This window comes from Pseudomonas sp. GW821-FHT01D09 (assembly GCF_059422465.1).
The window spans coordinates 208,652-221,121 of sequence record NZ_JBWKWY010000003.1 but is presented as its reverse complement, the minus strand read 5'-3'; the positions used below and the strand labels follow the sequence as shown (position 1 = coordinate 221,121).

Sequence of the window (12,470 nt, the reverse complement as noted above, 5' to 3'; positions counted from 1 at the left end):
CCGCGATGGTCGCCAACAATAACGCGGGGTGCCTGACACTGCGCGGCGTCCTCGGGTTTTTCGCGAGCAAGCTCGCGCCTACAGGGGTTGGGTTGTTGCTGAGCGTTGGGGCTTATGCCTTTGACTTGCAACAACTGAGCGATCAGTTGGCCAAGCCCACGGTGATCCACGGCAGTTTTATCCAGGAAAAGCACCTGCGCGCCCTGCCCCAGCCGCTGACCAGCAAGGGCACCTTCGTATTGGCCCGGGACCACGGCCTGCTCTGGCTGCTGAAAACCCCGCTGCAGCAGGACTACCGCATCAACGCCCAGGGCATTGCCCGGCGTGATGCCAACGGTTGGCAACCGCTGCCGAACAAAAGCGCCGGCGCCGAGCAGAACCGTTTGTTCCTCGCCGTGCTGCAAGGCGACAGCAGCGGCTTGCAGCGCGACTTCGAGTTGCAGCTGCAAGGCGAGGCCAAGGCCTGGAAACTCACGCTGATCCCCCGCTCGCTGCTGCTCAAGCAAGTGTTCACCCAGATCAATATCGACGGCGGCGAGTTGGTGCACACCATCGAGCTGCTGGAAACCCAGGGCGACAGCACCCTGTTGCGCATGCAAGACAGCACCAGCACGCAACCCTTGAGCGACGCGGAGCAACACGACTTTGCCCAGTGAGCGTTGGTTGCCGCGCCTGTTCCTGATCCTGCTGGTGGCCGTGCTGGCCCTGGCCGGCTGGCAATGGCGCCATGGCGCACCGTTGTCGGCCAACCTGATGGACCTGGTGCCGGGCAACACCCCGGACGCCCTGGAACTGGCGGCCGAGCAACGCATGCAAGAACCGCTGAACCGCGAGATGCTGGTGCTGGTCGGGCAAGCCGACCGCCAGCAGGCACTGAGCATGGCCCAACAACTCGGCACGCAGTGGCAGGCCAGCGGCCTGTTTGAACAGGTCACCTGGACCCTGCAAGCCGACCTGCCAGCCCTGCGCCAGCAATTGCTGCAAGGGCGCCTGGCAATGCTGTCGGCCAAGGACCGCGAACAGTTGATCAGCGAGCCCGAGGCATTTATCGCGCAGCGGGTGCAGGCGCTGTTCGACCCCTTTACCGGCTTCAGCCTGGTGTCGAGCCAGGACGACTGGCTGGGCCTGACCGGGCGCATCCAGAACAGCCAGCCGCAACACGGTGCGGTGCAGCTGGATATCGGCAGCGGCGCGTTGATCGCCGATGCCGACGGCAAAAGCTGGGTGCTGCTGCGCGCGCGTACCCAGGGCAATGCCTTTGATATGAAACTGCCGCTGCAAGTCGCCGACCTGCTGCAAGCGAGCCGCGAACAGGCCAGCCAGCAGGGCGTGCAACTGCTTGCCGCCAGCGGCCTGCTGTACGCGGCCAACGGTCAACAACAGGCCAGCCGCGAGATGACCTGGGTCGGCGGCGGCGCAACGGTAGGGATTCTGTTGCTGTTGCTGCTGGCGTTCCGTCGTTGGCGCGTGTTGCTGGCCTTTGTCCCGGTGCTGGTGGGCATGCTGTTTGGCGCGGTGGCCTGCGTGGCGCTGTTTGGCCATATGCATGTGATGACCCTGGTACTGGGCGCGAGCCTGATCGGCGTGGCCGTCGACTACCCGCTGCATTACCTGTCCAAGAGCTGGAGCCTGCAACCCTGGCGCAGCTGGCCGGCCTTGCGCCTGACCCTGCCGGGCCTGAGCCTGAGCCTGGCCACCAGTTGCATCGGCTACCTGGCCCTGGCCTGGACGCCGTTCCCGGCGCTGACCCAGATCGCCGTGTTCTCCGCCGCTGGGCTGGTGGGCGCCTACCTGTCGGCGGTGTGCCTGTTGCCGGCGCTGCTCAACGGCCTGGACCTGCGCCCGGCGCAATGGCCGCTGCGGGTCGCCGAATTCCTGCTGGGGGTACGTGAATCCTTGCTCAAGCGCCTGCCGAGCCAGGCGCTGCTGGTGCTGGCCCTGCTGTTCTGCGCCGGTGGCCTGTGGCAGTTGAACAGCAAGAACGATATTCGCCAGTGGATCGGCGCACCGCCGCAGTTGCTGCAAGAAGCCCAGGCCATTGCACGGATTACCGGCTACCAGCCCACCAGCCAGTTCTTCCTGGTGCGGGCAGACAATCAACAACAGTTACTGGAGCGCCAGGCGGCGTTGAGCCAGCGCCTGGATCAACTGGTGCACCTGGACAAGCTGCAGGGCTACCTGGCGCTCAATCAACTGGTCAGCACGCCCGGCGAACAGCAACACGTGCGCGAGGCCCTGAAGCAACTGCCGGCGCTGTGGCAACCGCTGCTCGACCTCGGCATCCCCGCCAGTGCCTTGCAAGCGGAGGTGGCGCAGTTGCAGGCGCTGCCCACCGCCGACATCGACGCCGCCCTGGCCGGCCCATTGGCCGAACCGTGGCGCCTGTTGTGGCTGGGCAAGGTGGACGGCGGCGTGGCGGCGATGGTCAGCCTGCAAGGCCTGAACAACCCGGCGCTGCTGCGTATCCAGGTCTTGGACCTGCCGGGCGTGCAACTGGTGGATCGCCTTGGCGACTTGAACCAGGTATTTGCCGCGACCCAGGTCAGCGCCGCCGAATTGAAATTATTGTCCTGTGTACTGATTGTCTTGTTGCTGATCCTGCCCTTCGGCCTGGGCGGCGCGCTGCAGATTGTCGCCCTGCCGCTGCTGGCCGCCCTGTGCAGCCTGGCCAGCCTCGGTTGGCTGGGGCAGCCGTTGACCTTGTTCAGCCTGTTTGGCCTGCTGCTGGTGACGGCGATCAGCGTCGATTATGCGATCCTCATGCGCGAACAGATCGGCGGTGCCGCTGTCAGTCTTCTGGGGACCTTGCTGGCCGCCGTCACCACCTGGCTGTCCTTTGGCCTGCTGGCCGTTTCCAGTACGCCGGCAGTGAGTAACTTCGGCCTGTCGGTCAGCCTGGGCCTGGCCTTCAGCTTTATGCTGGCGCCGTGGGCCGGCCGCCAGGAGCACACGCAATGATGCCCACGAATTTTATTGAGTCGAACCTGATGATTGCCAACCCGGCAAGGAGCCACAGTGCCCACAGTTGAAATGGAACGTCGCCAGGTCGTGGTGATCGGTGCCGGCCCGTCCGGCGCCATTGCGGCCGCGTTGCTCAAGCGTAACGGGCATGATGTGTTGATCATCGAGCGCCAGCACTTCCCGCGCTTTTCCATCGGCGAGAGCCTGTTGTCCCACTGCATCGACTTTATCGAAGAAGCCGGCATGCTCGAGGCGGTCAACGCCGCCGGCTTCCAGCTGAAAACCGGCGCCGCGTTTGCCTGGGGCGAGCGCTACAGTGCCTTTGATTTCAGCGACACGTTCAGCGATGGCAAGCCCACCACCTTCCAGGTCCAGCGCGCCGATTTCGACAAGTTGCTGGCCGATCAGGCGGCGTTGCAAGGCGTGGAGATCCGGTATGGCCAGACCCTGGTCGGGGTGGATTTTGCCGCTGACCACCGCTACCTGCATGTACGCCGCGAAAATGGCCGCGAATACCATATCAAGGCCGGCTTCGTCCTCGACGCCAGCGGTTACGGCCGCGTGCTGCCACGCCTGCTGAACCTCGAAGCGCCGTCGAACTTCCCGTTGCGCCAGGCGGTATTCACCCACGTCGAGGACCGCATCGAACATCCGGGCTTCGACCGCAGCAAGATCCTCATCACCACCCACCCGACCCAGCGCGATATCTGGTTCTGGACCATCCCGTTCAGCAACGGCCGCTGCTCGGTAGGCGTGGTCGCGGCCAAGGAGCATTTCGACGGTTGCGATGCCGACCTCGATGCCTGCCTGCGCGGCTTCATCGAGCAAACCCCGAGCCTGTCCAAGGTGCTGGCGAACGCGGTCTGGGACACCCCGGCGCGGACCATCGGCGGCTACTCGGCCAACGTCACCACCCTGCATGGCCCGGGCTTTGCGCTGTTGGGCAATGCGGCGGAGTTCCTCGACCCGGTATTCTCCTCCGGCGTGACCATCGCCATGCGTTCGGCCAGCATGGCCGCAGGGCTGCTGCACCGCCAGCTCAAGGGCCAAAGGGTGGACTGGCAGACCGAGTTCGCCGAGCCGCTCAAGCGTGGGGTCGATACCTTCCGCTGCTACGTCGAAGGCTGGTACGCCGGCACGTTCCAGGATGTGATCTACCACCCGGGCAGCTCGCCGGAAATCCGCCGCATGATCAGCTCGATCCTCGCCGGTTATGCCTGGGACGAGCGCAACCCCTTTGTCAGCGAACCCAAGCGCCGCTTGCGGATGCTCTCGGAAATCTGTGCCGGGGAAAACCTATGAGCAGCCCACCTGTGTCAAAAGAGTACTTGAGCAAAAACTACGTCGAAGAAACCAAGTTCGGCTTCTGGTTCCTGCGCAGCCACACCTGGCAGCATCACGTACTGCGCGTGGCCATCAACGACCTGCGCAGCCTGTTCAACGCGCCGCTGCCCGAGGCCTCGGTGCTGCTGGATGCCGGTTGTGGCCAGGGCAAATCGTTCGGCTATTTGCAGCAGGTGTTCGCCCCCAAGCGCCTGATCGGCCTGGACGCCGACCCGCACAGCCTCGACCTGAGCCGTGCCGAAGCGGCGCGCCAGGGCATAGCGATCGAGCTGATCGGCAGCGATTGCGCGACCCTCAAGGTGGCCGATGAAAGTGTCGATATCCTGTTCTGCCACCAGACCTTCCACCACCTGGTGGAGCAACAGCGGGCACTGACCGAGTTCTATCGGGTGCTCAAGCCCGGCGGCTACCTGCTGTTTGCCGAGTCCACCGAAGCCTACATCGACACTTGGGTAATTCGCTGGCTGTTCCGCCACCCGATGCAGGTGCAGAAAAGTGCCGATGAGTACCTGGAGATGATCCGCGACCAGGGTTTCGAGTTTGGCCCGCAAAACGTGTCGTACCCGTACCTGTGGTGGAGCCGCTCGGCAGACTTCGGCCTGCTGGAGCGTTGGGGCCTGCGCCAGCCCAAGCCGTTTGGCCAACGTGAAGAGACCCTGGTGAATGTGGTTGCGCGCAAGCCCCTCGCAGGCCCGCCAGCATGATCCGCGCGCTGTTGATCGGCGGCCTGTTGCTGCTGGCCGCCTGCGCCAGCCAGCCGCCGCTGCCGGTGCATACGCCAAGCCTGGCCTTGCCCCTGCAACTGCATATCGAGCGCGAGCAGGATGGTCAGCGCCAGGACTGGTTGTTGGTGATCCAGCGCGAAGGCCAGGCCTTGCGCTGGTCGCTGCTGGACCCGCTGGGCATCCCCCTGGCCCGGCAAAAGCTGGTGGCCGGGGCTTGGCAGGCAGATGGCCTGCTGCCGCCCAACCCCCAGGCCCGCGAGTTGTTTGCCGCCTTGCTATTTGCTTTGACACCCGCCGCCGAGCTGCCCGGCAACTACCCCCAAGCCCGTGAAGACGATGGCGTGCGGGCCCTCAAGCCGCACTGGCAGGTGATCTACCGCGCACCCTTGATCTTCAGCGTGAACATGCCGGGCCAGCACCTGAACTACCGCGTCAGCGCGCTTGAGAGCAGCCCATGACCGCCTACCTCAATGCCCTGGGGATCATCTGCGCCCTGGGCCGTGGCCAGCAGCAAGTGCGGCGCAACCTGTTTGCCGGGGATAGCTCGGGCATGCGCGCCGAGAGCGGCTGGGTGCCCGAGCGGGTACTGCCGGTGGGCAGCGTGCCTGGCGAGCTGACACCGCTGCCGCCGCACCTGGCGCAACAGAGCAGTCGCAATAACCAGTTGCTGCTGGAGGCCGCCTTGCAGATCGAAGGCCCGATCCGGCAGGCGATCCACACCTTTGGCGCCGCGCGCATCGGGATTGTGCTGGGCACCAGCACCTCGGGCATCGATGAAGCCAGCCGCGGCATTGCCCACTATCTGCAAGAAGGGCACTTCCCTGACGATTATGACTACCGGCAACAGGAACTCGGCGCCCCGGCCAACTTCCTCGCCGACTGGCTGCAACTGAGCGGCCCGGCCTATGTGATTTCCACGGCCTGCACCTCCAGCGCCCGCGCCCTGATGAGCGCGCGCCGCCTGCTGGACCTGGGCCTGTGCGATGCGGTGCTGTGCGGCGGGGTCGACAGCCTGTGCAAGCTGACCCTCAATGGCTTTACCTCGCTGGAGGCGGTGTCCGCCGAGCGCTGCAACCCGTTTTCGCTGAACCGCAATGGCATCAATATCGGTGAGGCGGCGGTGCTGTTCCTGATGAGCAAGACCCCAGGGCCCATCGCCCTGCTGGGCAGCGGCGCCAGTTGCGACGCGCACCATATTTCCGCGCCGGAGCCCAGTGGCAAGGGCGCATTGCAGGCGATGAGCAAGGCCCTGGCCAACGCGAAGTTAGCACCGGCGCAGATCGGTTACCTGAACCTGCACGGCACCGCCACCCAGCATAACGACGCCATGGAAAGCCTGGCCGTGGCCAGCCTGTTTCCGGCGGGCGTGGCCTGCTCCTCGACCAAGCCACTGACCGGCCATACCCTCGGCGCCGCCGGGGCGCTGGAAGCGGCGTTTTGCTGGCTGAGCCTGCTCGAGGGCACGCTGGCGCCGCATCTCTGGGACGGCCACGCCGACCCGGCGCTGCCCGCCCTGCGCTGGGCCAAGGTCGGCGACCCCCTGGAAAAACGCTACCTGATGAGCAACTCGTTTGCCTTCGGTGGCAATAACGTCAGCCTGATTATCGGAGACGCCCCATGAGCCATTGGCCACTCGCCGAACTGCTGCCCCACGCCGGGGACATGATCCTGATCGACCAGGTGCTGGCCTTCGATGAAGAGCAGATCCGCACCCGCGCCACCGTCAAGCCCGGCGGCCTGTTCAACCGCCCTGACGGCAGCCTGCCGGCCTGGGTCGGCGTCGAGTTGATGGCGCAAAGCGTCGCGGCCTATGCCGGCTGCCGCGCACGCCAGAACGGTGAAGCCGTGGCGTTGGGCTTCCTGCTGGGCACCCGTAAATTCGAGTGCAATGTCGAGCACTTTCCCGCCGGCACCGAACTGACCATCCACGGCCTGCGCTCCCTGGAAGACGACAACGGCATGGGTGTGTTCGAGTGCCACCTGACCGGCGACGGGATCCAGGCCAGCGCGCGCCTGAACGTATTTCGACCGCCCCAGGCGGCCAACTATTTAGCTGAATCGAAGGACACCCGTCATGACTGAATCCGTACTGGTCACCGGCTCCAGCCGGGGTATCGGCCGTGCTATCGCCCTGCGCCTGGCCCAGGCCGGCCATGACATTGTGCTGCATTGCCGCAGTGGCCGCGCCGAGGCGGATGCCGTACAGGTCGAGGTCGAGGCCCTGGGCCGCAAGGCGCGGGTGCTGCAATTCGATGTGGCGGACCGTGCCACCTGCAAGCAGATCCTTGAAGCCGACGTAGAAGCCCACGGCGCCTATTACGGCGTGGTGTTGAACGCCGGCCTGACCCGCGATGGCGCGTTCCCGGCGCTGTCGGCAGACGACTGGGACGTGGTGATGCGCACCAATCTCGACGGTTTCTACAATGTGCTGCACCCGGTGATGATGCCGATGATCCGGCGTCGCGCGGCCGGGCGCATTGTGTGCATCACCTCGGTCTCGGGGCTGATCGGCAACCGTGGCCAGGTCAATTACAGCGCGTCCAAGGCCGGCCTGATCGGCGCCGCCAAGGCCCTGGCCATTGAGCTGGGCAAACGCAAGATCACCGTCAACTGCGTGGCTCCGGGCCTGATCGACACGGCGATGCTCGACGAGAACGTGCCGGTGGAAGAATTGATGAAGATGATCCCCGCGCAACGCATGGGCACCCCCGAAGAGGTCGCCAGTGCGGTGAACTTCCTGATGTCGGCCGAGGCCGGCTACATCACCCGCCAGGTCCTGGCCGTGAACGGGGGCCTGTGCTAATGAAACGTGTGGTAGTCACCGGCATGGCCGGCATGACCTCCCTGGGCTGCGACTGGGACACCATCGTCGCCAACTTCCGTGCCCAGCGCAGCGGTATCCGGCGCATGGACGAGTGGGATCGCTTCAGCGAACTGAACACCCGTTTGGCCGGGCCGATTGACGACTTTGTCGTGCCGGCCCACTGGACCCGCAAACAACTGCGCAGCATGGGCCGGGTCTCGCGCCTGGCGGTGTGGGCGGCCGAGCAGGCGTTGCACGACGCCGGCCTGCTGGGCGATGCGTCGATCAAGGATGGGCGCATGGGGGTAGCCTGCGGCTCATCCACCGGCAGTACCGATGAGATCAAGGCATTCGGCAATATGCTGCTCAACTCGGTGGCCGAAGGCCTGAACGCCAACTCCTATGTGCGCATGATGCCGCACACCACGGCGGCCAATATCAGCATTTTCTTTGGCCTCACCGGGCGCCTGATCCCCACCTCCAGCGCGTGCACCAGCGGCAGCCAGGGCATCGGCTATGCCTATGAAGCGATCAAGTTCGGCCGCCTGCCGCTGATGCTCGCCGGCGGCGCCGAAGAGCTGTGCCCCACCGAAGCCATGGTGTTTGACGCGCTCTACGCCACCAGCCTGAAAAACGACGCCCCGCAAACCAGCCCACGCCCCTACGACAGCGGCCGCGATGGCCTGGTGATCGGCGAGGGCGGCGGCATGCTGGTGCTTGAAGAGCTGGAACATGCCCTGGCCCGCGGTGCGCCTATCCATGCCGAGATCGTCGGTTTTGGCAGCAACGCCGACGGCCAGCACACCACCCGTCCCGAGCAGGTCACCATGCGCCGGGCGATGGAGCTGGCCCTCGAAGATGCCGGCCTGGCACCGGATGCCATCGGTTACGTGAACGGCCACGGCACCGCCACCGAACAAGGCGACATAGCCGAGACCCTGGCCACCAGCAGCCTGTTCGGCAGCCGCATGCCCATCAGCTCGCAGAAGAGCTTCCTGGGCCATACCCTGGGCGCCTGCGGGGCGCTGGAGTCGTGGTTCAGCATCGAGATGATGAACCGCGACCAGTACGTGCCGACCTTCAACCTCGATCAAGTCGACCCGCGCTGCGGCGAACTGGATTACCTGCGCGGCGAGTTCCGCCAGATGCACAACGACTACGTGATGAACAACAACTTTGCCTTTGGCGGCGTCAACACGTCGCTGATCTTTCGCCGCTGGCAGTAAGCCTTTTAATTGATTGGAGAGAACGCAATGTCTTCGTTGCTACGCGCCACCCTTATCGCCCTGACCCTGCTGACCGCTGCCGGCTGTACCAGCAAGCCGGTGCTCAACACCCAGCACGCACTCGCCGCCAACGAGCAGGTCAGTGAAGAGAAAATGAAACAGAGCATCCTCACTGCCCTGGACAAGCGCAACTGGACCGTACAGCGCGCCGACCCACGCCTGATCCAGGCCCAGATCAACGTGCGCAACCGCTACTCCGCCGAAATCGACATCCGCTACACCGGCACCAGCTACGCCATCACCTACCGCGACAGCCAGGAACTGGGCTACAAGGACGGCAAGATCCACCGCAACTACAACCGCTGGGTGAGCATGCTCGACCGCGACATCATGGCCGGGCTGCGCACAAGCGGCGCAGCGCAAGCAGGCACGGCGGCGCAGTTGTTCAAGGAGACGGGGACGTCGAAGCAGAACTGATCGGCGCCTGAAAAACCGGCATCTACCTAGCACCAGAAACGACAAAGGGCGCCTTTCGGCGCCCTCTTCACAAGCAGGCTGGCTTGTCATCGCCTTGTCCTGCCCGGCTCTGCGATGGCTGGATTTCCAGGATCCTCAGAGTCTCACAAGCCCCTTTCGGGAACTGGGTCAGTATGCCTGAAATACCGGGCAGGACAATCCGTGGCAAAACGCCTCCTGTCGGCTAACGCACTCGTCAAAGGCCAAGTGCACCGCGCACCGCCGCCTTGACAGCCAAAAACTGCTCACTGGAAAGTTCGGCGATTTTGTAAGTTCGTTTGCCATGCCGATCCTTATTGTAAATGGCTTTCAAGCTGCAAGTGGTGTGCGAGTACCGTCTGCGGCGCCGTGGTACTTAAAGGCACAACCGTTACCAACAGCTTATTGGTCCTGTGCCTGCGTATCACAATAACAGGTCTGATCTTGATGATTTCCGGCACCTCATAGCCTCGAAAATCACAAATCAACACGCTGCCTTCTTTGGGCTGATAGAGAAGTGTCATCCATGTCACTCAGTGAAAAAGAAACGATTCTGCGCAACTCCAAGGCAAATCACTAAATCGGTTCCGTTACCCGATATGTGACCGCCGCTACACCAACGCCTTACGCGTCAGCAGCTCGACAAACGCCTTGGCCATGGGTGACTGCTGGTCCTTGCGCTGTACCAGCCATACCGCCGTCACCGCCTCCGGGTCGAGCAAGGGGCGGTAGACCACGCCGTCGATGCGGATGCGCTGGTACGACGCCGGCAACACCGACACCCCCAACCCCGCCGCCACCAGGCCGATGATGGTCATGGCCTCGCCGGCCTCCTGGGCAAAATGCGGGCTAAAGCCTGCGTCGCGAGCCAGGCTGAGCAATTGGGCATACAGGCCGCTGCCATAGGCCCGTGGGAAAAATACAAAAGGTTCGTCAGCCAACTGCGTCAGGTGCAAGCCTCGTTCGCTGCCTTGCGCCAATGGATGGCCGGCACTGAGCACCGCCACCAGGGGCTCACGCATCAACTCCACGACACTCAGTGAGTCCGGCAAGGGCAACGGGCGCATCAAGCCGACCTGGATCGACTCATCCACCAGCGCATCCGCCACTTCGGTACTGCTCATTTCCTGCAGGTTCAGGTGCACCGCCGGGAAGGCCTGGCGAAAAGCAAAAATCGCTTGTGGGATGCTGGAGTTGAACGGCGCCGAAGAGGTGAAGCCAATCTTCAGTTCACCCAGTTCCCCCAACTGCGCACGGCGCGCCACATCCGCAGCCTTGTCGACCTGCGCCAGCACCAGGCGGGCTTCCACGAGGAACAGGCGCCCAGCCTCGCTCAGCTCGACCCGACGATTGGTGCGCTCGAACAGCCGCGCGCCGACCTGCTGTTCCAGCGCCTGGATCTGCTGGCTCAAGGGCGGCTGGGAGATACCCAGGACCTGGGCAGCCCTGCCGAAATGCAGCTCTTCAGCCACGGCGATGAAGTAGCGCAAGTGGCGCAATTCCATAAAAACCTCATTAGGTCGTAAAAGCTATCAAACAGGTCGAACAATATATTGGAAAGAATCATTAGCCAGCTATATTCTTTTTTGCATGGCCAGTCCTGGCTGCCTTTGCTTCCCGAGGTCCCGCGTGAAAGCTGCTGTCGCTCCACTTGCCCAAGAACGTCCGCCCACCGCCCTGGATGAGGTGGTGGCACAGCTCAACGACGCGTACATCGAAAAAGGTACGCCGATGTTTATGCGTACGGTGCTGGCGCTGTTTTCCGGCGGCTTTGCCACCTTTGCCCTGCTGTATTGCGTACAGCCGATGATGCCGGCGCTGTCCCACGAGTTTTCCATCAATGCCGCGCAGAGCAGCCTGATCCTTTCTGTCTCCACCGCGATGCTCGCCTTTGGCCTACTGATCACCGGGCCAGTTTCCGATCGCCTGGGGCGAAAGCCGGTGATGGTCACCTCGCTGTTCTGCGCTGCGGTGTGCACCATCGCCAGCGGCCTGATGCCGACCTGGGAAGGCATCCTGTGGATGCGCGCGTTGCTGGGCCTGTCCCTTAGTGGCTTGGCAGCCGTGGCCATGACCTACCTCAGCGAAGAGATCCACCCGCAGCACATCGGCTTGGCCATGGGCCTGTATATCGGCGGCAACGCGATTGGCGGCATGAGCGGGCGCCTGATCACTGGCGTGTTGATCGACTTTGTCAGCTGGCACACGGCAATGCTGATCATCGGCGCCCTGGCGCTGATTGCGGCGACAGTGTTCTGGAAGATCCTGCCACCCTCGCGCAACTTCCGCGCCAGCAGCCTCAAGCCGCGCAACCTGATCAATGGCTTTGTCATGCACTTCAAGGATGCCGGCCTGCCGTGGCTGTTTCTCGAAGCCTTCGTCCTGATGGGCGCCTTCGTCACGCTGTTCAACTACATCGGCTACCGCTTGCTGGCCGATCCCTACGACCTGAGCCAGGCGGTGGTGGGCTTGCTGTCGGTGGTGTACCTATCGGGCATCTACAGCTCGGCGAAGATTGGCTCGCTGGCCGACCGCCTGGGCCGCCGCCGCGTCCTGTGGGCCACGATTGTGCTGATGCTCGCCGGCATCACCCTGACCCTGTTCAGCCCGCTGGCGCTGATTATCATCGGCATGCTGATCTTCACCTTCGGCTTCTTCGGCGCCCACTCGGTAGCCAGCAGTTGGATTGGCCGCCGCGCCCTGAAAGCCAAGGGCCAGGCTTCGTCGCTGTACCTGTTCAGCTATTACGCGGGGTCGAGTATTGCCGGGACGGCCGGTGGGTTTTTCTGGCATTACGCCGGGTGGAACGGGATTGGCGGGTTTATCGTGGCGCTGCTGATCGTGGCGCTGCTGGTGGCGTTGAAGCTGGCGAAGTTGGCGCCGCTGAGACAAACAGTGGCTTGAAGTGCTCCTGGA

13 protein-coding genes are annotated in these 12,470 nt (G+C 63.8%); 11 read left to right on the top strand and 2 right to left on the bottom strand.

Features of this window, described 5'->3' with window-relative positions; translation table 11 throughout:
* Nucleotides 1–5: 5 nt before the first annotated feature.
* The 10 genes from AC07W7_RS05410 to AC07W7_RS05365 are packed head-to-tail and all read left to right on the top strand — an operon-like array spanning nucleotide 6 to nucleotide 9,536.
* Nucleotides 6–656 (top strand): outer membrane lipoprotein carrier protein LolA, encoded by a 651-nt coding sequence (locus tag AC07W7_RS05410; RefSeq protein WP_413469155.1) that lies wholly within the window; start codon nucleotides 6–8, stop codon nucleotides 654–656.
* A complete protein-coding gene (locus tag AC07W7_RS05405; protein ID WP_495038879.1) occupies nucleotides 646–2,958 on the top strand; it encodes an MMPL family transporter in 2,313 nt (770 codons plus the stop codon). Before AC07W7_RS05410 ends, AC07W7_RS05405 begins: the two co-directional genes overlap by 11 nt.
* Before the next feature lie 57 nt (nucleotides 2,959–3,015).
* A complete protein-coding gene (locus AC07W7_RS05400) occupies nucleotides 3,016–4,263 on the top strand; it encodes an NAD(P)/FAD-dependent oxidoreductase (RefSeq protein WP_495038878.1) in 1,248 nt (415 codons plus the stop codon).
* 11 nt (nucleotides 4,264–4,274) lie between these two features.
* On the top strand, nucleotides 4,275–5,009 hold the full coding sequence (locus tag AC07W7_RS05395; RefSeq protein ID WP_495038906.1) for a class I SAM-dependent methyltransferase: 735 nt from the start codon (nucleotides 4,275–4,277) through the stop codon (nucleotides 5,007–5,009).
* Nucleotides 5,006–5,488 carry a DUF3261 domain-containing protein gene (locus AC07W7_RS05390; RefSeq protein WP_495038877.1) on the top strand — a complete coding sequence of 161 codons (483 nt, stop codon included), beginning with the start codon at nucleotides 5,006–5,008 and terminating at the stop codon, nucleotides 5,486–5,488. Before AC07W7_RS05395 ends, AC07W7_RS05390 begins: the two co-directional genes overlap by 4 nt.
* Entirely contained in the window at nucleotides 5,485–6,651 is a 1,167-nt protein-coding gene (locus tag AC07W7_RS05385) for a beta-ketoacyl-[acyl-carrier-protein] synthase family protein (protein WP_495038876.1), read from the top strand. Before AC07W7_RS05390 ends, AC07W7_RS05385 begins: the two co-directional genes overlap by 4 nt.
* Nucleotides 6,648–7,112 (top strand): hotdog family protein, encoded by a 465-nt coding sequence (locus AC07W7_RS05380; protein ID WP_495038875.1) that lies wholly within the window; start codon nucleotides 6,648–6,650, stop codon nucleotides 7,110–7,112. The genes AC07W7_RS05385 and AC07W7_RS05380 overlap by 4 nt, the downstream gene beginning before the upstream one ends.
* Nucleotides 7,105–7,833: a 3-oxoacyl-ACP reductase FabG gene (gene fabG / locus AC07W7_RS05375; protein WP_495038874.1), complete on the top strand. Its 729-nt coding sequence runs from the start codon at nucleotides 7,105–7,107 to the stop codon at nucleotides 7,831–7,833. Before AC07W7_RS05380 ends, fabG begins: the two co-directional genes overlap by 8 nt.
* The gene (locus tag AC07W7_RS05370) at nucleotides 7,833–9,059 is read left to right on the top strand and encodes a beta-ketoacyl-ACP synthase (RefSeq protein ID WP_495038873.1); all 1,227 of its coding nucleotides are present in this window, start codon (nucleotides 7,833–7,835) and stop codon (nucleotides 9,057–9,059) included. Before fabG ends, AC07W7_RS05370 begins: the two co-directional genes overlap by 1 nt.
* Nucleotides 9,060–9,086: 27 nt before the next feature.
* Nucleotides 9,087–9,536 (top strand): hypothetical protein, encoded by a 450-nt coding sequence (locus tag AC07W7_RS05365; RefSeq protein WP_076961733.1) that lies wholly within the window; start codon nucleotides 9,087–9,089, stop codon nucleotides 9,534–9,536.
* Nucleotides 9,537–9,868: 332 nt separating this feature from the next.
* Here the strand turns inward: AC07W7_RS05365 and AC07W7_RS05360 are convergent, their stop codons facing one another.
* Complete coding sequence (locus tag AC07W7_RS05360; RefSeq protein ID WP_495038872.1) at nucleotides 9,869–10,078, bottom strand: type II toxin-antitoxin system PemK/MazF family toxin; 210 nt, start codon at nucleotides 10,076–10,078, stop codon at nucleotides 9,869–9,871.
* An 87-nt stretch (nucleotides 10,079–10,165) separates the two neighbouring features.
* Nucleotides 10,166–11,059: a LysR family transcriptional regulator gene (locus AC07W7_RS05355; RefSeq protein WP_099169211.1), complete on the bottom strand. Its 894-nt coding sequence runs from the start codon at nucleotides 11,057–11,059 to the stop codon at nucleotides 10,166–10,168.
* Between the two features lie 172 nt (nucleotides 11,060–11,231).
* Here AC07W7_RS05355 and AC07W7_RS05350 point away from each other — a divergent pair, with 172 nt between their 5' ends.
* On the top strand, nucleotides 11,232–12,458 hold the full coding sequence (locus AC07W7_RS05350) for an MFS transporter (protein ID WP_495038905.1): 1,227 nt from the start codon (nucleotides 11,232–11,234) through the stop codon (nucleotides 12,456–12,458).
* Nucleotides 12,459–12,470: the final 12 nt, after the last annotated feature.

What these genes read in the sequence shown, in the direction of transcription:
- AC07W7_RS05410 (WP_413469155.1), top strand. Translation starts at nt 6, where the DNA reads ATGGTCGCCAACAATAACGCGGGGTGCCTGACACTGCGCGGCGTCCTC.
- AC07W7_RS05365 (WP_076961733.1), top strand. Translation starts at nt 9,087, where the DNA reads ATGTCTTCGTTGCTACGCGCCACCCTTATCGCCCTGACCCTGCTGACC.
- AC07W7_RS05385 (WP_495038876.1), top strand. Translation starts at nt 5,485, where the DNA reads ATGACCGCCTACCTCAATGCCCTGGGGATCATCTGCGCCCTGGGCCGT.
- AC07W7_RS05360 (WP_495038872.1), bottom strand. Translation starts at nt 10,078, where the DNA reads ATGACACTTCTCTATCAGCCCAAAGAAGGCAGCGTGTTGATTTGTGAT.
- AC07W7_RS05370 (WP_495038873.1), top strand. Translation starts at nt 7,833, where the DNA reads ATGAAACGTGTGGTAGTCACCGGCATGGCCGGCATGACCTCCCTGGGC.
- AC07W7_RS05355 (WP_099169211.1), bottom strand. Translation starts at nt 11,059, where the DNA reads ATGGAATTGCGCCACTTGCGCTACTTCATCGCCGTGGCTGAAGAGCTG.
- fabG (WP_495038874.1), top strand. Translation starts at nt 7,105, where the DNA reads ATGACTGAATCCGTACTGGTCACCGGCTCCAGCCGGGGTATCGGCCGT.
- AC07W7_RS05380 (WP_495038875.1), top strand. Translation starts at nt 6,648, where the DNA reads ATGAGCCATTGGCCACTCGCCGAACTGCTGCCCCACGCCGGGGACATG.
- AC07W7_RS05390 (WP_495038877.1), top strand. Translation starts at nt 5,006, where the DNA reads ATGATCCGCGCGCTGTTGATCGGCGGCCTGTTGCTGCTGGCCGCCTGC.